Below are 21,661 nucleotides of genomic sequence, written 5' to 3' on the forward strand. Positions count from 1 at the left end.
AAAATCAACTATATTGGGTGAAAAAATCGGAGGATTACGATGAAAAACATGAAGAATTTATTGGTATTTATATTGGTTAGTGCATTGGTATTAAGTTTAATGGGTTGTGCCAAAGAAGAAGTAGTTGATACAAGCATGGATATTGCTAGTGAAACACCTGAAGCACCCGAAGAAGCAGTAGTAGAGACGAAAGTAGTAGAAGAAGGTGTATTAGCTTACTTTGCTAACATGCCTGAAAATGGGTACAAAATTAAAGAAGCAGAATTCGTTGAAAAAGTAAAAGCTGGCGATGAGATGGTGATTCTTGATATCCGTACCGCAGAAGATTATGCAAAAGGTCACGTAGCAGGCGCTATTAACGTACCATGGGGAACAGAAATTAGTAGTAATATCACAAAAATTCCTCAAGATAAAGAAGTTTTTATCTATTGTTATACAGGACAAACAGCTGGCCAAGCGGTTATGACTCTAAATCTTGCAGGAATTAATGCAAGATCAGTAGAATTTGGATGGAATCTTGGTATTTCAAAGGTAGAAGGATTTGAAGCGGTAACAGATGTAAATGAATTTGGTAGTGATGTTTACGAAGTTGATCCAGAAATTGAAGCGGCTTTAAATGATTACTATGGTGGATTAGCAGCAGTGCAAGAAACTAAATATAAGTTTTATAAAATTTCAGAAGATGATTTAAAAGCAATGATGGAATCAGATGAAGATTTTTACATATTATCTGTACGACAAGCTGCAGATTTTGAAAAAGGACATATTGAGGGAGCATCAAATATTCCTTTCATAGCGGGTATGGAACAACAATTTTCAACACTACCTATGGACAAAAAAATAGTAGTGTATTGCTATACTGGTCAAACATCTGGTCAAGTGGTAGCAGGATTAAGATTGTTAGGATATGACGCAGTATCCTTAAATGCAGGTATGGGTAAAGAAAAGAATGCACCTGCAGGATGGGCTAACAAAGGATATGAAGTTGTTCAATAGTTCAGTTTATTATAATTACGTAAATAAACACCATAACAGTATTCGTTATGGTGTTTGTTTTAATAAGGAATGAACAGAATAAACTAAAAAAAATTTCTATATCAGAAATTGGTAGAGCTGCAGATGGGTAACATTTAGATTCTATTCCTCAAAACATTCTTCTTTATTGACGAAAAGCGTTCTCGAAGTTTGACCTAATGTTTCATGCTTAATCTTTGTTGGATCAAATTTCAAAAGCTTAAAGGTTGTCTGAACGCAAAAGCCTATAACAAGGGCAGATATAATTGTTCCTATTCCAACCATGCCTCCAAGTCTCCACCCAAAAAATACTGCTAAAAGCTCAATTGTTCCACGGCAAATACCTACTGGAAGTCGCGTTTTTCGAGTAAGTGCAACCATTAAGCTATCTCTGGGACCGGCACCAAAAGCTGAACCAATATAAAAATAGGAGGCAAAAGCAATGATATACAATCCTAAAATCATCATGATTAACCCGATTAAGAAGCTGTTAGCTACAGGTATTATATGAAATCCTAGAAACATATCTATAAATACACCGATTAGTACCATATTCAATAGGGTACCAAATCCAAGTTTTTCACCAAGGATTATAGCCGTTATACCTATGATAACCCCCGCTATGATTGAAGCCGTACCGATACTTAGGCCTATTGTTTTTGCTATTCCAACATGGAAAACATCCCATGGAGCATATCCTATCTGAGCATTCATTGTAGTAACAATTCCAATTGCATATAGTAAATTCCCCATTATTAAGCGTATTAGGCGGAGGTATAATCTCTTCATAGTGTGTAATCTCCTTTCACATTTCATGATGTAGTAAGGTCAGTTATAAAAGGTAGATATGTATGGTATGTAATACGTGCTTGCATAACTTCTATTATAGCGGTATAAACAGTAAAGTCAACAGATTATGAAATCAATGAGTTCCGTTGTGCATTATAAACTTAAGAAGGTAACAATAGTAACTGAAATATACTTTAAGCAATTATATAACTTTGTACTAGCTGTTGTTATCTGATATAATATTTCTAACAGAGATTTTACCTAGAGGGAGGTGTTATAATGGATGGCTTTCTATATAAACTCGTTGGTTTATATGAGTTATTAAATAAAAGAGTATCGGTCGAAGAAACGTTGGAGCATCTATATAAAACATTTAAGGATTACATACCATACGATCGGATCAGCATAGCACTTTTGGACAATGAAGGGAATATCTTTTCTCACGATTTGCTGAGCCATTACGAGCCCACATTGAAAAAAGGCTTCTCTATGAAATTAGAAAATACGTCACTTAAAAATATTATATCCTCAAAACAACCTAGAGTTATTAATAACTACGTGGAATATATGTATGAAAATCTAAATTCCGAATCAACAAAACTTATGCTAAATGAAGGTATCATGGCAAGCTTAGCATGTCCACTTATTACAAATGATCTATGCTTTGGCATATTGTTATTTTCAAGTAAAACCATAAATATATATAAGGATGAGCATGTATATTTTGCAAAAATGATTTCTAACAATATTGCAATTACGATTGAAAAAAATCTACTTGTAGACGATTTGATTCTAACATCAATTACTGGATTTGCTAGGCTCGTTGAAGCAAAGGATAGCGACACAGGAGTGCATTTAGATAGAATGCAAAATTATTCGAAAATCATTGCAATAGAACTTCAAAAGACGGAAGGTTATAGTGAATTAATCAGTAATTCTTTTATTGATGATATTATACGGTTTAGTCCCCTTCATGATATCGGTAAGGTAGGTATTGCTGATGGAATACTATTAAAGCCTGCAAAACTTACGCCTGAAGAGTTTGAGGTAATGAAAAAGCATACAATTATCGGAAGCGAAGTGTTAAAGAAGGCTAGTAATAATCTTTTAAGAAATGGGAAAAACTTTTTTGAAGTTGGAATCGAAATAGCACTATGCCATCATGAAAAGTATAATGGTCAAGGTTATCCGTTTGGATTATCAGGTGATGATATTCCTCTTTCTGCAAGAATTGTAATGGTAGCTGATGTATTTGACGCGCTCACATCAAAACGTGTATATAAAAGTGCTATTGCAGTGGAAGATGCAATTGAAATTATCATTGATGAAAGTGGGAAAAGTTTTGATCCTAATGTAGTACAAGCTCTGCTTGATAGCAAAGCTAGAATATTAGAGGTTTATCAAAAATATCATGAAACTGTTGACTTTGATAGAAGGTAGTGTAGGACTTAAATGATCAGATATATGTAAGGCTTATTTTAACTTCAATAAATTTTTATGTTTATACATTCTTTGATCTGCAAGATGAATCAAGGTCTTAAGTTCAGTGCTTTTAACAATCTTTTTTATATGAAATCAAAAAATCCACAATACATTAAATTGTATTGTGGATTTTGGTTTTGAGTGATATGTGTTCTTAAGGGGCTACAACAATACTTGCATCCAAAGTGACGGCAGTTTGTGCCAAGAGGCGTCCATTGATTGAGGCATTCGTACCTAAAGTAATATTTGTCATACTTAGAATGTTTCCTTCGAAATGTGCATTCGTTCCAATGGCAACAGTTTCAGCTGTCTGCCAGAAGATGTTCTTGTCTTGAGCGCCACCGGTTAAGATGATTTTAACACCGTTTGCTTGGGTAAGGCCTTCACTTATTTGGAAAATAAAGACGTCATTTGCTCCACCATGGAGAGTGACATCTGAATTGATTAAGACACCAGTACCCCATTTATAAACACCAGATGTAAGCGTTTTTCCACTAAGGTCTCCACTATACAGTTCGGTATAATTGACAGTTCTTCCTGCTGCTTCGGTGTATGCTGTTTCCATATTGCTAATCGCGGTAGTAAGATTACTAGTCGTTGGTGCTGCATAGCTTGAAGCATATATCTTGCCAGTTACTTGGGCTGAAGTTGAAAATAGATTTGTTGCATCTAGTGTCAAAGAAAAGCCAGTGATTCCAGTAGAATCAATTGGACTAACTCCCATATTTCCTATAACAACAGAATTAGGGACTGAAGAAATACCTGTTTTAGACAAAATTGCATAATTGCCTGCTTCACCAAGGTTTATTGGACTTATGGTGTTTTGGTTTTCTGAAACTTCTGAAGCAACTGTAACAATTGTTGATGCAGTTTTCGTTTCATCAGCAGCAGAGGTTGCTGTAATGATGGTCGTTCCGACTGCAATCGGGGTTACTATGCCGCCCGCTACATTTGCTATATCTTCATCACTAGAAGTCCAAATTATATTTTTGTTTGTTGAATTTGTAGGCGTTACTGAAGCAATTATTGTTTCAGGCATGCCAGCCACTGATAAAGTCATAGTATCTTGGGAAACTGTAATAGCATTTACATCTACCACTACAACTCCAGGTACATGATGAAAGGCTCTAGTAATAGTCAACAATGCTTCAGCTCTTGTAATCAGAGCTTCGGATCTGAAGCTGCCATCTGGATAACCAATCATAATTTTTGCTTCAGAAACAGCGATGATCGCCTGCTTACTCCAACTATCAATAGAAAGCTGATCGGAAAAGGAAAGGATATTAGATGCTGCTGTTAGTGATTTAAGACTACTTATAATAACAGCCACTTCCTGACGGGTTATATTGTTTTGTGGATGAATGCTACCATCTGGATAGCCACTGATATATCCTGCTGCGTTTGCTTTTGAAACAACGTTAGCATACCAAGTATCGCTTGCTACATCTGTGAATGTAGTTCCAGAAACTACTGAAAATGCGAATTGATTATTTACCAATTGAAAAAACTCTGCTCTAGTAATTGCATTGTCGGGTTTGAAGGAGCCATCGGTATAGCCGGTTGCAATACCAGATGTAAGGGCTGACTCAATTGTTTTGTTAGCCCAATGTGAAATATAATCATTTGATTTTGTAGCACCAAATGCTGTAATCATTGAAAAAAGCATAAGTAAACAAAGAACCAATGCGAATGGTTTATTAAAAAATGTTTTCATTTTGTACTCCTCTGAATTTTTTGTCCGCGAATGGAAACTCTAAAACGGGGGGGTGAATAGAAATGTTATGGTGTTTCTGCGAAAAGATTGTTTATTATAAACCTTATTATACACATAAAGTTGAAATATAGCAACTACCTTAGAATCATTACTATAATAATAATTCATAAAAATATTAATTAAATCATTGCAATAGTAGTTATTAATATAATATGAATAATAATTAGAATGATTGGTTGACAATATTTGCGTTATCGTGTATGATGATTCATATATTACGAAAAAAGGGGTTAGGTAATTAAATGAATATTTTAACAAAAGCAATTGTCTCGAATTCAGAAATGATAAAAAATTATAAAACTTGTAGGGAAAAAGCCGAAGGTCTCGGTAAGATATTTGTTTTGAAGAATAACCAACCGGATGCAGTATTGTTTTCTATTAATGAATATGAAAGACTCTCAGTTTTCATTGAATATCTTGAAAGTCTTGAGGTAAAAGATATTAAAGCTTTTTTTGAGTCTTTGCCAAAGGAAGTGATTAGGAAAACATATTCTATGGATCTTTTTGAAAGTGATATTAAATCACAGTTGTGTAGTTAACAAAAAAATTAGTACACGAAAGTATAAGGAGAAATCATTATGGAAAAAAGTAATTTAGAGATAGATAACAATGCAAAGTTAAAAGTTAAAAGAATTATTTACTATATATTAGGTATCTTGGAAATTTTATTTACATTTAGACTTATTTTTAAAATTTTAGGGGCAAACCCTGGAAGTCCTTTTGTATCTATAATATACGCTGTTACAAACTTATTTATAGCACCTTTTGCAGGTATATTTAGAGTTGCTGTAACAGAAGGTATAGAAGCTCAGTCAGTTTTAGAACCACAACTTATCATTGCTATGATTGTTTATGCTTCACTAGCATGGGGTATTGTTAAGTTATATGAAATTATCAGCAATCGCAAAGAATCTGAAAATTTGTAAATCAGAAGGGTGTTTACAAGAAGATCAAGACAATACGATAGAATAATACAAGTCAACTAGGAGGAGAACAATATGGGATTTTTACGTTGGTTAGGCGGAATAGTAGTATTTATATGGGTGCTAGGGTTTATATTTAAAGCAGGTGGAAGTATGATACATATTTTACTTGTTGTAGCTGCAATCGTATTCATTTTTGATTTCGTTTTTGGAAGGAAATAATAACTGAAAAGTTGAATGAAGGCAAGATTGATGAAAATCAATCTTTTTTTATATGAAAATAGTATAGTTATTCTTAACTGTAAACCTGGTTTATACTCTAATATAGATAACTAACGCCGTGAAATCAAGATTTCAATCATATACTCTTCACTTACATATTCACTATGCGCCGAAAATATTAATACAGAGGTAATTAATGTTCTTATACATCACCAATGCAGAAAATCTTAAGTAATTGGACCAGTAAAGGTTACAGATCAAAAGATAATTGACTAGATTTGAATAGAAATGATATAATTATAATTAAAAAGGATGGTGAAATAAGGTGGACGATTCTCCGATACCTAAGGAAACTGCTATAAAGACGACCTATTTATATGGCAATAATAGTATTATCAAAGAGATTCAGTTAGCATACGAATAAAAAACAGACCTTTTATCTGTCTAATATTTCGTATGCTTTTTTAACTATATATGATATACAAGCGATAAGAAGAAAAAAATACAAAAGAAAATTGACAGGAGTGAATTAGCTTTTATGGATAGTCATAGTAGTACTTTAATAATCGTTTTTGGGATTTTACTTTTTTTGTCGGCATATTTTTCAGCGACTGAAACAGCTTTTTCAAGCATTAATAGAATAAGAATGAAGCATCTAGCAAATAGCGGAGATAAAAGAGCAGTACAGACCTTAATACTTACAGAAGATTTTGATAGAGTGCTCTCGAGCATATTAATAGGGAACAATATTGTAAACATTGCTTCAGCATCTATTGCAACCGTAATTTTTACAAAATATTTTGGAGATTCAGGTGTAACGCTTGCGACAATAGCAACCACAGTTCTGGTCTTGATTTTTGGTGAAATCACGCCCAAAAGTCTTGCAAAGGAAACACCTGAGACTTTTGCTATGTTTTCAACCCCTATTCTCAGGGTTTTTATATATGTGCTTATGCCACTTAACATAATATTTTCTTTTTGGAAAAAAATTCTCAACAAAGTATTTAAATTTGAAGGTAAGCTCACAATAACACAAGAGGAATTAATTACCATTGTGGATGAAGCCGAGAACGAAGGTGGGATCGACTCTCATGAAGGAGAACTTATTCGTTCAGCAATAGAATTTAATGATCTTGATGTGGAAGAAATTCTTACACCAAGGGTTAAGGTTATTGCAGTAAGTGAAAGTGCATCGATAGAAGTGGTTAAAAATATATTTATGACTCATGGATTTTCCAGACTTCCAGTTTACAATGAAACAGTGGACAGTATTATTGGGGTGATACATGAGAAAGATTTTTATAATATGCTTCATTATGAAAAAGATAATATAGAATCCATTATAAAAAGTATTGTATGCGTAGCCCCACATATGAAGATTTCTGTGCTTTTGAGACGATTACAGCACTCTAAATCTCATATTGCAGTTGTAGTAGACGAATATGGGGGGACAATGGGTATTGTCACGCTGGAAGATATCTTAGAAGAACTTGTGGGTGAGATATGGGACGAACATGATGAAGTTATAGAGTTTTTTACTAAAATTGAAGAACATAAATACCAAATATATTGTAATGCGGATCTTGAAGATCTATTTGAACAATTCAAGCTTAAAAGTAATAGTGATCACTACAATGCCGTGACAGTAAGCGGTTGGGTAGTACAAGAATGTGGAAGAATACCCGAGATAGGTGATGAGTTCATTTACGAGAATCTCAAAGTAATCGTTACTAAAACAGATTTTAGGCGTGTTATTGAGATTGAGGTGGAAATCATCCAAGAAGAAAAGGAGACGCAATAAAATAATTTTAATTTATTGACTACAGTAGTAGTGTTTTGGTACATAAAATTATCTAGAGGTCTCACTACATGTATCTACACTCAAGGAACCCTCTATGCGATATCCATTACAGTCGCAATTGGGATTCACAATATACCAGTAAGTATTGCGATTTCTGTGTAAATTTATTACGTATGTATTATTATTCTTTGATTATTGAGGGAGAAAAATATGGATGTGGAAAAGCGAAGAAGTTTTATAATTAATTTTGTTTACTGCTTTATTATAGGTGGTATTGTATTTGTACTGTTAAGGTATGCCTTGCCATTCATTTCTCCATTTGTAATAGCATTTGTTATAGCATTTATTCTTAAGAAACCGATGACCTTTTTGACAAAAAAGTGCAGGATAAATAAAGTTGTAGCAGGAATTTTTTTGGTTGTCCTTTTTTATGCCTTGGTGGGTATTTTATTGTCCTTAATCGGAATAAAACTATTTGCTACGGTAAAGGAGTTGTTTTTACTACTTCCGGTTTTATATGAGTATGAGATTATGCCATCAATAATGCAGATAGTGAGTTCTATTGAAGTCTACATTGCCAAGTTGGATGCATCACAGATTTTAACTGTGAAAGAAATGTCTTTAAATCTAGTACAATCTCTGGGTGAAAAGATTTCCGGTTTATCTATGCAAGTGATAGGTGGGATCTCTAGCATTGCCTCCTTACTGCCAGGAATGTTGATCAGAATACTTTTTACCGTTATTTCTACCTTGTTTCTGGTAATTGACTATGATAGGATAACCGGCTTTCTTCTATGTCAATTAAAGGAGAAGCATAAGCATTTAGTTATTGAAATTAAGAATTATGTGGTGCATACCTTGTTTAAATTAATCGCATCCTATGCCCTAATTATGAGTATTACTTTTGTGGAACTATCCATTGGTCTAAGTATCTTGGGAGTGGAAAGAGCCATTTTAATTGCACTCATGATTTCGATTTTTGATATTCTTCCAGTATTAGGTACAGGAGGCATTATGATTCCATGGATAATTGTAACGGTTATTCAGCGAGATTATTCCTTGGCGGTAGGTCTCCTAATTGTTTATCTTGTTATCATTATTGTTCGTAATATATTAGAACCTAAAATTGTGGGAGGCCAGATGGGGCTGCATCCTTTGGTAACGTTAATGGCGCTATTTATAGGTGTTCAGCTTTTTGGAGTACTTGGATTACTAGGTCTTCCTATTACACTATCTCTTTTGAAAAATCTCAATGATAAGGGAACCATTCATATTCTAAAATAAATGGTTCACCTGCTCTTAGTGGTGATGTAGGTATTACAGCTGTTTGGTTAATCCTAGGAGTTTGGTTATAATAGGATTAACCATTTTTATTTAATGGAGTTTAATCTATACGATGGATGATGTTAATCCAAAGGTATAATAAAAAAGATCCTTGAGAAAAGACTTGATTTAAATATTCAGGATGAAAATGGTAACAATATCATTAATCATTTTTATTATGGAGGCAGATTATGAATATACAAGAAAAAGATAGTGATTCAAAAAAACAGTACACCAACCACCTCATTCACGAAAAATCACCCTATCTCCTTCAACACGCCCACAACCCAGTTAATTGGTATCCTTGGTCAGATGAAGCCTTTGAGAAAGCAACATCAGAAGACAAAGCAGTCTTCCTCTCCATCGGTTACTCGACCTGCCATTGGTGTCATGTCATGGAACGTGAGTCCTTCGAAGACGAGGACGTAGCAAAGGTTCTTAACAATAAATACATCAGCATTAAAGTAGATCGAGAGGAAAGACCAGATATAGACCAAATCTACATGAGCTTTTGTCAAGCAACGACAGGTTCAGGAGGATGGCCGTTATCTGTTTTCTTAACTTCAGATAAGAAGCCTTTCTATGCAGGCACCTATTTTCCAAAGAAATCTCGTCATGGTATGAGAGGTTTTATAGATATTCTACAAGGAATTTATCAAAAGTGGGATGAAGATCGAGAGGAAGTAGAAGATTCAGCTGAGAAAATGGTTTACATGATCAATCAAATGTCAAATGCAGAGGATGATGCAGAGGAGGAACTTGATGAGCAAATTTTTCATCAAGCATATAACTATTTTAAGAAAAGTTTTGATGATAAATACGGGGGTTTTGGGCAGGCACCCAAATTTCCAACACCTCATAATCTATTATTCTTATTGAGATATTTTAAAACCACCAACAACCAAGAGGCCCTTAATATGGTAGAAAAAACTCTTATCCAAATATACAAAGGTGGAATATTTGATCATATCGGCTTTGGTTTCTCGAGATATTCTACAGATAGAAGGTGGCTAGCACCCCATTTTGAAAAAATGTTATATGACAATGCGCTACTTTTAATGGCCTATAATGAAGCGTATCAAGCAACCCAAAAGCCCATATATAAAGAGATTGCAGAAAAGATTATTGCATATGTTATAAGAGATATGACATCCCCAGAGGGTGGCTTTTATTGTGCAGAAGATGCAGATTCAGAAGGCGTGGAAGGTAAATTTTATATTTGGTCAAAAGAAGAAATAGTTGATATTTTAGGAGATGAGGATGGAAATCTATATTGTAAATATTACGATATAACCCGTAAAGGTAATTTTGAAGAGGAAAACATTCCGAATCTGATTGATGCAAGCCTAGCTACAATTGAAGCTGATTCTGCTTTGAAAGAACATTTATCTAATTTAAGTCAGAAGCTTTTTGAGGTGCGTAAGGAAAGAATACATCCCTATAAAGACGACAAAATATTAACTGCTTGGAACGGACTAATGATAGCTGCGATGGCTTCCTCTGGTAAAATAATGAACAATTCGGTTTATATAGAACATGCACAAAAAGCGATTCAATTTATTGAAGAAAAGCTTATTAGAGAAGATGGACGTTTGCTTTCAAGATATAGAGATGGTGAAGCAAAGAATCTTGCTTTTTTAGAGGATTATGCATTTTTGATTTGGTCATATATTGAGCTCTATCAGGCTGTATTAGAACCTCAATATTTACAAAAGGCAATCAAGCTTACAGAGGATATGATTGTATTTTTTGATGATGAGAAAGCAGCTGGGTTCTTTTTATATGGGAAGGACTCAGAACAATTGATTGCGCGTCCAAAGGAAATATATGATGGCGCATTACCATCAGGAAATTCTGTTGCTACTTATACATTGCTCATGCTCTCTAAGCTTACTGGGAATGAAATGTATGAGGAAAAGGCAAATCAAGTATTAAAATATTTTAGTAGTAAACTCAAGGAAGCACCAATGGCGTATACAATGATGTTATGTGCAAGAATGTATGCAGTTCATACAACGAAAGAGATTGTTTTAGCTGGCAACAGAGAGGATAAGCTACTAAAAGAAATGATAAATAGTATTCATATGAGGTATTTGCCTTTTGCTACCATACTTCTGAATGACGGAAACGGGAAGTTAGAGGGTATTAATGATTTTGCGAGCAAGCAAATTGCCATTGATGAAAAAGCTACCGCCTATATTTGCGAGAATTTTACCTGTCATAAACCTATTTTTAATTTAAATGAATTAAATGAATTAATGAATTGATAGTAATTATTAAATAGTATATAATATTATTAAGACTATATGGATAAAAATAGGAGGTATGATTTATGGAAAATGCAACTTTATATGAAGTACTGCAATTAGCAGTTCACTTAGAAGAAGAAGGCCAGAAATTTTATGAAAAATATGCACAGAAAGCAAAGGGTGATATTAAAGAGACCTTTGAAAGATTAGCGTTAGATGAAGTGAAACATGGTAAATATTTTCAATCCTTATATCATGAAGCTAAGGAAAAACCAGGTTTAGATTATTTGTTTGAAGAGGAAGTAACTGCTTACTTTAAAGAATATGCAGTAAGTGCCGCTTTTGATAGAGAAGAAACAAAAGTGATGTCAGTTGAAGAGGCTGTAGCTGAAGCAATTCTCACAGAAAAAAAATCTATTGATTATTATAAATATCTAGATAAATATGCACTTACTGAAACAAAAGGTATGATCAATACAATTATTCAAGAAGAAGAAAAGCATTTAGCAGTATTAGAGAAATTATTGGAAGCAATGTAAAAGATCAAATATAAAAACATAAAAAAGCAAGTAACTATAATAACAGGAAAGTCTCTTCATATGGGTAGACTTTCCTGTTTTATTATCACTAAGAACTTATGAAACAATGAAAATTCAATTCTATTTTTTAAAAAGTTAGTCCGTAACTATCATTCTTCTTTCAGTTCTAACAACTCCATTACCTCATCTTCACTAAGCTTATTAATCAAAGTCTCACCTGGATGAATAACAGAATCAATTAATGATTTTTTCTTTTGTTGTAGCTTATAAATCTTTTCTTCAATGGTTCCTGCGGTAATGAGTCGAATTACTTGGACTGGTTTATCTTGACCTATTCTATATGCTCTATCTGTTGCTTGATCTTCAGTTGCAGGGTTCCACCATGGATCATAATGAATAACCATATCTGCCCCTGTAAGGTTTAGTCCAGTACCACCAGCCTTTAGAGAAATTAGAAAAATATCCATTTGTCCGGCGTTAAAGTCATTCACCATATCTCGTCGGGTTTTTGCATTTGTAGCTCCATCTAAATAAAAATAAGTGAGCATATTTTTTTCTAGAACTGGTTGAATCAATTTAAGCATGCTTGTAAATTGTGAGAAAATTAATATTCTATGCCCACTTTCTATTGCATCAACTACAAGCTCTTCTAGTAATTCAAGCTTAGCGCTATCACCGGTGTAGTTATCTGCAAATAGTGCAGGATGACAACAGATTTGACGTAATCTAGTTAAAGCAGAGAGTATTTTTATTGTGCTCTTTTGAAATCCATTTGATGTGATTTCGTTCTTTACTTCTCCTTTAACCTTTTCAAGATATGCGATATATAATTTTTTTTGTTTGTCTAATAATTCTGTGGTCATTTTGGTTTCAATCTTTGGAGGTAATTCTTTTAATACATCAGATTTTAGTCTTCTAAGAATGAACGGCTTAATTTGAGTTGTAAGTTTCATTAGAGCCATGTCGTCCTCACCTTTAATGATAGGCTTCTCATAGTTATTGATAAACTTAGAATGAGAATATAAGTAGCCAGGCATAATGAAATCAAATATTGACCAGAGCTCTGATAAAGAATTTTCTATTGGTGTGCCAGTAAGTGCAATTCTAGTACTTGCTTTAATTAATTTTACGGATTTGGCATTCAAGGAATTGGGATTTTTGATATGCTGTGCTTCATCTATAAAACAAAATTCAAAGTTATAATCCATATAAGTCTCAAGATCTCTTTTTAATAGACCATAGGAGGTGATAATTACCTGACTATTTTTAATATCTTCAAAGGCTTGCGCTCTAATTTTCTTGTCACCTGAAATAACACAAACTTTTAAGTCGGGAGCAAACTTATTGATTTCATCCTCCCAATTATATACGAGTGAAGTAGGTGCAATAACCAAAGATTGTTTTGAGGGATCAATGGATTTTAATAGGGTGATTGCTTGCAAGGTTTTTCCAAGACCCATATCATCGGCCAAAATACCACCGAAGCCATAATGACTTAACACCTTTAACCATTGAAAGCCTAGCTTTTGATAATTTCTTAAAGTTGCTTTCAAGGAATCAGGTAGTTCGAATAATTCTGTGGAAGGGTCCTTGATATCTTGCACTAGTTTTTCAAAGGCATTGTTTTTTACATAATCGTAAATGAGCGAATCCTTCATTAATGTATCAACATAAATTGCTCTATATTTCGGTATTTCAATAACCTCTTTAGATAAATCTTTGTTTTTTAAATTTAATTGCTTCATGATATCTGCCATGTCAGTCAATTCAGCAGAGTCTTCAAGTTGTAAGAAGCTTCCATCCTTCAATCGGTAATATTTTTTCTTTTCTTGGATGGATTTAAGGATTTGAGGTAGTTCCTTTCTATCAATACCTTCAATGTTAAAGGAAAACTCAAGCATATTTGAATTTTCGTTCAATCGTACGCCAGCACTAACTGTACTAGGGATTCTAATTTGTAAATTCTTAAACTCAGCGGCATAATATATTCTTGCAATTTCTTGTAGTTTTGGTAAATAAGTATATATAAACTTAAATAATCTATCTTCATCTCTAATCGTAAAAAATTCTTCTGAAGGATCTACATTACAAGAGGCATCTGAAAGTAGAGTGTAAATCTCTCCTTCTTTTTCTACATTGTGAACAATAATAAAATCCTCTGGAAGTGATGGCTGACTTGGTGGATAGATACCAACTTTATAATCCCCATAAAAGAAGGATAAGGTCCCTTTAATGGTGTTTTTATATTTATCTAAGTAAATATGTGGAACACAATCTTCATAAAGCAAATTTGAGGACATGGTTTCATCCATTTTGACAGTGCCTAATTTTTTAAGAACAGGTAAAATTGAAGAAACTAACTTCTGTTTGTAGGATACATGAAGGATAATTGATCTTAGACTATTATTAAACTGTTGAGTAACAACAGAAAAAAACCTTCTTTCCTTGTTATCAAGACGATATATCTGATCTTCAAAGAAGATGTATTCAAGATCCCTGGTAATTGGAAAATAGTCGTAGGACTCAGCCAATTTTACAGTAATATTATTCTCATCCTGTGTTACATTAAAGTTCATAGTTGGAAGATGAGAAGTGATTTCAGAGGTATAGGTTATCCCGCGATATTTTAAGGAAAAGGATTTATTCTTTAAGATATTAAATAATCTTTTCATTGTAACATCTGGAAAGAGAAAATTATTAAAAAGCTGTATGTTTTTACTCTCATAAGGATTTGACTTCAAAAAAGAATAGGTATCAAAGTATTCTTTTATGAGGTCAAGTATAAGCTTAGCGGTTGGATCAAAGTAATGAATTTTAGGGTCAAAGGTAAAACTTTTACCAAAGTTTATAGAGGTACGATCATGAATCGCAGATAATAATTTGGTAATGTCCTTTACGATATAGAACTTATCAGTTCCAATTCTTAGGCTTGTGGCTGTAATGCTCTCCTTCATTGGTTCTATGATAATGTCCAAATAAACGGGCTGTTTAGTCACATTAGGTGAAACACTATCTGTCAAAGCGTTAGAAAACGCATTGATAATGTTTTGGTGAGAAAGCTTATCAATGGATAAGTTGATTTTTTCTTTAGAATAAAGGATTTCTAGTAGTGTAGCTACGATGTGTTTACATGCCCCTGAGTAATTTGTATGGGAAGGGCAGGTACATTCCATACGAGAAAGATTACCTGAATAATCGTCAAAGCCAACCAATACATTATACAGTTGACTACCTAAAACGGTAGATGATATTGTATTGGCGTTTGGTTCTAAATCTTGTACCTGTCCATTGTGATAATATTGAACACCACGTTTAAAGGATAGGTCATTTGTTGTTTTTCTTATATCATTAAGAGAAAGATTAATCATGAAAATCACCTTTTTCATATTTATTAATTCAACCGAATGGAAGAAGTCCTTCATTTCTTAAGTGGGGGAACTAATTCCAACATCGGTGGGGGTGGGGGCCCCATCGATGTGCAAGTGAAGCTTGCATTTTGGCTTATAGTAGCTTCGCTACTATTTGGGGTTACGAAACCGTAGCAAATGCGGAGGTTTTGTAACATTGACATTACATTCTAAAAAGCTATCATCATTATAAAGTTTTTTATCATAAAAAGCAAACTACAAATATTTGTTTTTTATGGTATAATGAGAAAAATTGAGTTTGAACATAAGTGAGGAAATGCTATGGATATATTTGATATGGTTCGAGAGAGAACATTAGAGAAGGAAGCGCCGCTAGCTGCAAGGATGCGCCCAGAGTCTATTGAAGAGGTAGTGGGTCAAGAGCATATAGTAGGAAAAGACAAGCTTTTATACCGAGCTATTAAAGCAGATCAGTTAGGATCAATTATATTTTATGGACCTCCTGGAACTGGTAAAACCACTTTAGCTCGTGTCATTGCAAATACAACCAAGTCCTCTTTTGTTCAACTAAATGCTACTATTGCCGGAAAAAAGGATATTCAGATTGTAGTGGAGCAAGCAAAAGAAACCTTGGGAATGTCTATGAAGCGAACCATTCTATTTATTGATGAAATTCATAGGTTTAACAAAGCGCAACAAGATGCTCTCCTTCCTCATGTAGAGGATGGTACAATTATATTAATAGGTGCAACTACAGAAAATCCTTATTTTGAGGTAAACAGAGCACTAGTATCTCGTTCTAGAATATTTCAACTAAATCCCTTAGATATAGAAGCCATTAAAATTTTAATTACAAGAGCTTTAAACGAAACAAAAGGCTTAAAAAAATACAATGCAAAAATAACAGATGAAGCCCTTCATTTTTTGGCAGACATTGCTGATGGAGATGCACGAGCAGCCCTAAATGCAATAGAACTAGGCGTATTAACTACCAAAGCAGATGAAAATGGAGAAATTACAATTACTGTCGAGGTTGCAGAAGAATGTATCCAAAAAAGAGCCATTAAATACGATAAAGATGGAGACAATCATTATGATGTTATTTCTGCCTTTATCAAAAGCATGAGGGGCTCTGATCCAGATGCAGCAATCTATTACCTTGCACGAATGATCTATGCAGGAGAAGACCCGAAATTTATCGCAAGAAGAATTGTTATCTGCGCCTCAGAAGATGTAGGAAATGCTGACCCAAGAGCATTACAATTAGCAGTATCAGCAGCCTCTGCAGTAGACTTTATCGGATTACCAGAAGGAAGAATAGTCCTAGCCCAGGCAGCTGCATATGTAGCATGCGCACCTAAGAGCAATGCTGCCATAACTTCAATCGATCAAGCAATGGAGGACGTAAAAAACATTCAAATCTTAAGCATCCCCCCCCATTTAAAAGATGCCCATTACAGTTCTGCAAAACAATTAGGCAGTGGTATTGGTTATAAGTATGCCCATAACTATAATAATCATTACATAAAACAACAGTACTTACCAGACGAACTAAAAGACAAGCAATACTACATTTTATCCGATCAAGGCTATGAAAAAAAACTAAAAACCTGGTTAGAATTTATCAAAAAGAACGAATAAAGTCCTCTTGGTATGTATTTCCCAATACACTTTTATAAGACTATGTTTCGAGAATCTCAAAAAAGATGCACTGTTATGAACTGAAGAGTCGATAATAAAATATAATATGAGGATATGTACGTACATTTTTCGCCAGACCGGCCGCAGGGTAAGGCCAGAAAAATGTACGTACATATCCTCATATTTACTTCATACTATAAATCTCTTCAGTTTATAACAGTGTCATCTTTGCGCACACCACAGACAAAGCAAATGACAGTTCTAATCGAGAATCATTCCTCATCATTCCCTTGCCCAACATCTGCCTTTACATAACGATGAAATTTCAGTAAAAAGAAAAGCATAACTGAAAAAAACGCATTAAAACCTAATGCAGAAAGCGAAGCACCCAAATTACCTACAATAGCAAAGTAAATAGAAAGGCCAAAAATAAAAACAATAAATACAATTAAAAGTATAGCAGAAAATCGTTTGATTTTTGTTTTTGACATATACATATCACCTCAAAATATCTCTTTATTTCCCTTAATTCTATAGATATCACCTCATAATGTCAATATAAAAAAGTCTATGGACGGGGAACCATAGACTTTTTCAAAGGATATATTACTTATTGGGAGGATAGTTAGTAATAGTAATATACAATTATTATTGGCAATAAAAGAAAAAATATACAATTCAAAAAAAATTTTTTTTATTTATTATTCCATCCATCAAAGCATAAAAATATAGAAAGTAAAAGAAAAAGTCGAGGAAATATGACTAACCAAAAAATTGGAAATCAATTAAATTTATCCTTAAGCTTACCTGTGAATGAACGAGAGAAATCTGATTTCTTATCTACGGGGTTTAATGAAGTAACAAACACTTGGGAGATTATTGTTAAATACAATGGTGATTTATCTGTTATACAAGATGATGTAATATCAATAGACAGGCTTACAAACCAATATGCAATCGTAGTAGTACCTGAACAAAACATAAGTAAGCTTGCAAACTATAGTCAAATTGAATTTATAGAAAAACCAAAACAATTAGCCTTTGAGTTACAGGAAAGTAAAAGGGCTGCTTGTATTACTCCTGTTCAAATTGGATTTCCAAATTTATCGGGAGAAGGAGTATTGTTAGGTATTATTGATTCGGGCATTGACTATAGACATCCAGACTTTATCAATGAAGATGGAACAACTCGAATTGTTAGTATTTTGAAAATCAATGATGCGCTTAACCTTGATAATCCAAGCATAGAGTATACGAGAGAACAAATCAATGAAGCATTAAGACAACCGACAGAAACAGAGGCATTGGCAATTGTTCCAACTATTGATGTCATAGGACATGGTACTCATGTTGCTGGAATTGCTGGTGGTAACGGACGAGGAAGCAATGGGCAATACAGAGGTGTTGCATATGAGAGTGAATTTATTATTGTGCAATTAAGTGAAACTGGTGCCCAACCCTTTGTAAAAACCACTGAGTTAATGAAGGGCATTGCTTATGTTGTGAATACAGCACAAGCTCTTAATAAGCCGGTAGCAATAAACATTAGCTACGGAAATAATTATGGTTCTCATGATGGGAGTTCTCTGCTAGAAACTTTTATCGACGATATGAGCAATGTATGGAAGAATGTAATTGTAATCGGAGCAGGAAATGAAGGTGCAGCAGCACATCATTACGAAAATACGATAGAAGAAGATGAAACGCAAGTAGTGGAAATTGCCGTATCAAATTCGGAAAAGGATGTATATATTCAGTTATGGAAATCCTACAGTGATGATTTCTTAATTGAGGTAGAAGCACCTAATGGGCAAAAATCTGGATTCATTAAACCTTTATTAGGCACACAGCAATTTAATTTGATGCAGACACAGGTGGCGGTTTTCTTTGGGGAACCATCGCCCTACAATAATGATCAAGAAATCTATTTTCAACTTATTCCCAACCAGGAATTTATAGCGGAGGGGACCTGGAAGATTAATATACAAGGAGTGAAAATTGTAAGAGGTACTTATAACTTATGGTTGCCAACGGCTTCAACACTTAATCTATATACACGTTTCTTACAACCAGAAACAAGAACAACATTAACAGTGCCATCAACAGCAACCAACGTCATTACTGTTGGAGGGTATAACCAGGGGATCAATAGTATTGCAAGTTTTTCAGGAAGAGGATATACGCGGGAAATCAACCTGATTAAGCCTAATCTTGTAGCACCTGCAGTTGACATTATGTCTGCTGTACCAGGAGGAGGTTATGATACCAAAACAGGCACAAGTATGGCCACACCATTTGTTACAGGTGCATCGGCACTTTTAATGCAATGGGGTATTGTTCAGGGGAATGATCCATTTTTATATGGAGAGAAGGTAAAAGCTTTTCTGCAAAAAAGTGCTAGAAGAGATGAAAGCCTTAGAAGTTATCCTAATCCTGATTGGGGATATGGTTCCTTGTGCTTGGAAAATGTTTTTGAAAATGGTGTAAGTGCTGTTATCTCAACAAATACAGTCTCAATAAATGAGCTAGAAAATACGAATAATCAGGTAGATGCTTCGACGATTACAACGATAGGTGAAAATTGTAAGGAAGCCATCATTTCATCGGATTATATCGATTTAATTATTGAATATACAGATACATTAGATGAAATTATAAATCGTTATGATCCAGATTGTATTCAAATTATCGATGATCAGTTTGCAATATTACATATTAAAGTTGAGGATTGTGCTGAGCAAATACAAAGTGAAGGCTTTGGATATAGAAGCTTGTTTCCTGCATTAATTGGTCCATATGGAAAATCTGCTTTAAGCAGTTCAGGTATTCTAACATTTCATACGCAACCATATGTGCCACTCAGAGGGCAAAACACTTTAATAGGGATTGTCGACTCCGGTATTGACTATACACATAAAGTGTTTACCTATGAAGACAATACAACCAAAATTATGTATTTATGGGATCAGACAATTCAAGGGAACCCACCTGAAAATTTTGAATATGGTACAGAATATTCAAGTGAAGATATCAATAGAGCCTTAGCCTCCAGCAATCCGCTTGAAGTTGTTCCATCTACGGATACATCTGGGCATGGTACCTTTTTAGCAGGTGCTGCAGCTGGAAGAGAGGATCAACAAGCTGATTTTATTGGTGCTGCTCCAGATGCTGACTTAATTGTTGTTAAATTAAAACAAGCAAAGCAATGTTTAATGGACTATTACATTATTAACAATCAAGAGCAAGATATTTATCAAAGCACAGATTTAATTCTTGGTGTTAAGTATCTGGCAGAGAAAAGTAAAGAGCTAGGAAGACCTATTTCTATAATAATAGGGCTTGGTAGTAACAATAGTTCTCATGATGGTAGTTCAATGACGGAAACCTTTTTGCTAAATGTAGCAAAAAGACGTGGAAATGTTGTTACAGTTGCAGCTGGAAATGAAGCCAATAAGGGTCATCATTATTATAATTTCTTTTTACCTAATGAAGCGAGTAAGAATGTTGAAATCAACGTTGCTAAGGATGAAGAAGGTTTTATTTTAAGCATTTGGAATCATGCTCCAGATAAAATGTCCATTGCAATTACATCTCCAACAGGAGAATACATTGATAAAATTCCTGCAAGATTACAGCAAGCGCAAGATATCAAATTAGTTCTTGAGGAGACTACTATTTATGTAGAATATCAATTATTTGAAGAAAGAACTGGAGATCAACATATTATTGTGAGAATGGAGAAACCTACGGAAGGTATATGGACTATCACGATATTTGGAGATTTGATTGTAGATGGCAGAGTAGACGTTTGGTTGCCAAGAGAAGGCTTTATTAAAGAAGAAACTGTTTTTTTAATGCCTGATCCATATATAACAGTTACATTTCCATCAACCTCAATTGGACTTATAACTACAGGAGCCTATAATCATCAAAGTGGGAGCTTATATCTTTCGTCAGGAAGAGGCTTAACTAGAGATGTGGAATTGAAGCCGGATTTGGTAGCACCTGGTGTAAATGTTATTGGACCATTGCCAGGTAACCGTTTTGGTACTATGACTGGAACAAGTGTCAGCGCAGCAATAACAGCTGGTGCGGGAGCATTATTACTTGAATGGGGTATTGTATTAGGAAATGATAGGAATATGTATACGGAAAAAGTATTGACTTATTTAATTAGAGGTGCTACGAGGAGGGACAATATTATTTATCCAAATAGAGAATGGGGATATGGGGCGTTAAATTTATTAGGTACCTTTGAAGGGTTAAAAGGATAGATATAAATAAGTAAGTTAAAAAAAGATGTTGGGTTTATTCAACATCTTAGGCTGTCGACAAAAGCATTTTTTCTGATAGGTGTGTACTCATTATTGGCAGTAAGTGTTCATTTTTCTGGCCTTACCCTTCGGTCGGTCAAGCGAAAAATGAACACTTACTGCCTTTGGTATTCATCTAGAAGAAAAAATGCTTTTATCTCTGTTTCGTTAATTGATAATTAATTAAATTGTCAATAACCTGAGATGTTGGGTTTATCCAACA

At 34.1% G+C, this 21,661-nt stretch carries 14 protein-coding genes; 10 read left to right on the forward strand and 4 right to left on the reverse strand.

What is annotated here, in order from left to right; genetic code table 11:
- Positions 1–39: 39 nt before the first annotated feature.
- The gene (locus CVU84_10885; GenBank protein ID PKM94561.1) at positions 40–996 is read left to right on the forward strand and encodes a sulfurtransferase; all 957 of its coding nucleotides are present in this window, start codon (positions 40–42) and stop codon (positions 994–996) included.
- Positions 997–1,137: 141 nt separating this feature from the next.
- Here the strand turns inward: CVU84_10885 and CVU84_10890 are convergent, their stop codons facing one another.
- A complete protein-coding gene (locus CVU84_10890; protein PKM94562.1) occupies positions 1,138–1,803 on the reverse strand; it encodes a hypothetical protein in 666 nt (221 codons plus the stop codon).
- A 279-nt stretch (positions 1,804–2,082) separates the two neighbouring features.
- Here CVU84_10890 and CVU84_10895 point away from each other — a divergent pair, with 279 nt between their 5' ends.
- Positions 2,083–3,243: a hypothetical protein gene (locus CVU84_10895; GenBank protein ID PKM94563.1), complete on the forward strand. Its 1,161-nt coding sequence runs from the start codon at positions 2,083–2,085 to the stop codon at positions 3,241–3,243.
- A gap of 196 nt (positions 3,244–3,439) precedes the next feature.
- Here the strand turns inward: CVU84_10895 and CVU84_10900 are convergent, their stop codons facing one another.
- Entirely contained in the window at positions 3,440–4,999 is a 1,560-nt protein-coding gene (locus CVU84_10900) for a hypothetical protein (GenBank protein PKM94564.1), read from the reverse strand.
- 302 nt (positions 5,000–5,301) lie between these two features.
- Here CVU84_10900 and CVU84_10905 point away from each other — a divergent pair, with 302 nt between their 5' ends.
- The 6 genes from CVU84_10905 (at position 5,302) to CVU84_10930 (ending at position 12,116) form a co-directional block, all read left to right on the forward strand.
- Complete coding sequence (locus CVU84_10905) at positions 5,302–5,598, forward strand: hypothetical protein (GenBank protein PKM94565.1); 297 nt, start codon at positions 5,302–5,304, stop codon at positions 5,596–5,598.
- 39 nt (positions 5,599–5,637) lie between these two features.
- Entirely contained in the window at positions 5,638–5,985 is a 348-nt protein-coding gene (locus tag CVU84_10910; protein ID PKM94566.1) for a YggT family protein, read from the forward strand.
- A 757-nt stretch (positions 5,986–6,742) separates the two neighbouring features.
- Entirely contained in the window at positions 6,743–8,005 is a 1,263-nt protein-coding gene (locus CVU84_10915; GenBank protein ID PKM94567.1) for an HlyC/CorC family transporter, read from the forward strand.
- A gap of 210 nt (positions 8,006–8,215) precedes the next feature.
- Positions 8,216–9,289, forward strand: coding sequence for a sporulation integral membrane protein YtvI (gene ytvI / locus CVU84_10920; GenBank protein ID PKM94568.1), 1,074 nt, complete (start codon positions 8,216–8,218; stop codon positions 9,287–9,289).
- A gap of 230 nt (positions 9,290–9,519) precedes the next feature.
- Positions 9,520–11,595, forward strand: a complete 2,076-nt coding sequence (locus CVU84_10925) for a thioredoxin domain-containing protein (GenBank protein ID PKM94569.1) — start codon at positions 9,520–9,522, stop codon at positions 11,593–11,595.
- A gap of 65 nt (positions 11,596–11,660) precedes the next feature.
- A complete protein-coding gene (locus CVU84_10930; GenBank protein ID PKM94570.1) occupies positions 11,661–12,116 on the forward strand; it encodes a hypothetical protein in 456 nt (151 codons plus the stop codon).
- A gap of 149 nt (positions 12,117–12,265) precedes the next feature.
- Here CVU84_10930 and CVU84_10935 read toward each other — a convergent pair whose 3' ends face one another.
- Positions 12,266–15,538: a helicase gene (locus CVU84_10935; protein ID PKM94571.1), complete on the reverse strand. Its 3,273-nt coding sequence runs from the start codon at positions 15,536–15,538 to the stop codon at positions 12,266–12,268.
- Positions 15,539–15,805: 267 nt separating this feature from the next.
- Between CVU84_10935 and CVU84_10940 the strand changes: the two genes are divergently transcribed.
- Entirely contained in the window at positions 15,806–17,125 is a 1,320-nt protein-coding gene (locus tag CVU84_10940) for a replication-associated recombination protein RarA (GenBank protein PKM94572.1), read from the forward strand.
- Positions 17,126–17,397: 272 nt separating this feature from the next.
- Here CVU84_10940 and CVU84_10945 read toward each other — a convergent pair whose 3' ends face one another.
- Complete coding sequence (locus tag CVU84_10945; GenBank protein ID PKM94573.1) at positions 17,398–17,616, reverse strand: hypothetical protein; 219 nt, start codon at positions 17,614–17,616, stop codon at positions 17,398–17,400.
- Between the two features lie 267 nt (positions 17,617–17,883).
- On the opposite strand from CVU84_10945, the gene CVU84_10950 reads away from it, so the two are divergent.
- On the forward strand, positions 17,884–21,399 hold the full coding sequence (locus CVU84_10950) for a hypothetical protein (GenBank protein PKM94574.1): 3,516 nt from the start codon (positions 17,884–17,886) through the stop codon (positions 21,397–21,399).
- Positions 21,400–21,661 lie beyond the last annotated feature (262 nt).

It is taken from the genome of Firmicutes bacterium HGW-Firmicutes-1 (assembly GCA_002841625.1).
In the GTDB taxonomy this organism is placed as follows: Bacteria; Bacillota; Clostridia; order Lachnospirales; family Vallitaleaceae; genus HGW-1.

What these genes read in the sequence shown, in the direction of transcription:
- CVU84_10910 (PKM94566.1), top strand. Translation starts at nt 5,638, where the DNA reads ATGGAAAAAAGTAATTTAGAGATAGATAACAATGCAAAGTTAAAAGTT.
- CVU84_10935 (PKM94571.1), bottom strand. Translation starts at nt 15,538, where the DNA reads ATGAAGGACTTCTTCCATTCGGTTGAATTAATAAATATGAAAAAGGTG.
- CVU84_10900 (PKM94564.1), bottom strand. Translation starts at nt 4,999, where the DNA reads ATGAAAACATTTTTTAATAAACCATTCGCATTGGTTCTTTGTTTACTT.
- CVU84_10925 (PKM94569.1), top strand. Translation starts at nt 9,520, where the DNA reads ATGAATATACAAGAAAAAGATAGTGATTCAAAAAAACAGTACACCAAC.
- CVU84_10895 (PKM94563.1), top strand. Translation starts at nt 2,083, where the DNA reads ATGGATGGCTTTCTATATAAACTCGTTGGTTTATATGAGTTATTAAAT.
- CVU84_10940 (PKM94572.1), top strand. Translation starts at nt 15,806, where the DNA reads ATGGATATATTTGATATGGTTCGAGAGAGAACATTAGAGAAGGAAGCG.
- CVU84_10885 (PKM94561.1), top strand. Translation starts at nt 40, where the DNA reads ATGAAAAACATGAAGAATTTATTGGTATTTATATTGGTTAGTGCATTG.
- CVU84_10950 (PKM94574.1), top strand. Translation starts at nt 17,884, where the DNA reads ATGACTAACCAAAAAATTGGAAATCAATTAAATTTATCCTTAAGCTTA.
- CVU84_10890 (PKM94562.1), bottom strand. Translation starts at nt 1,803, where the DNA reads ATGAAGAGATTATACCTCCGCCTAATACGCTTAATAATGGGGAATTTA.
- ytvI (PKM94568.1), top strand. Translation starts at nt 8,216, where the DNA reads ATGGATGTGGAAAAGCGAAGAAGTTTTATAATTAATTTTGTTTACTGC.
- CVU84_10915 (PKM94567.1), top strand. Translation starts at nt 6,743, where the DNA reads ATGGATAGTCATAGTAGTACTTTAATAATCGTTTTTGGGATTTTACTT.
- CVU84_10905 (PKM94565.1), top strand. Translation starts at nt 5,302, where the DNA reads ATGAATATTTTAACAAAAGCAATTGTCTCGAATTCAGAAATGATAAAA.
- CVU84_10930 (PKM94570.1), top strand. Translation starts at nt 11,661, where the DNA reads ATGGAAAATGCAACTTTATATGAAGTACTGCAATTAGCAGTTCACTTA.
- CVU84_10945 (PKM94573.1), bottom strand. Translation starts at nt 17,616, where the DNA reads ATGTCAAAAACAAAAATCAAACGATTTTCTGCTATACTTTTAATTGTA.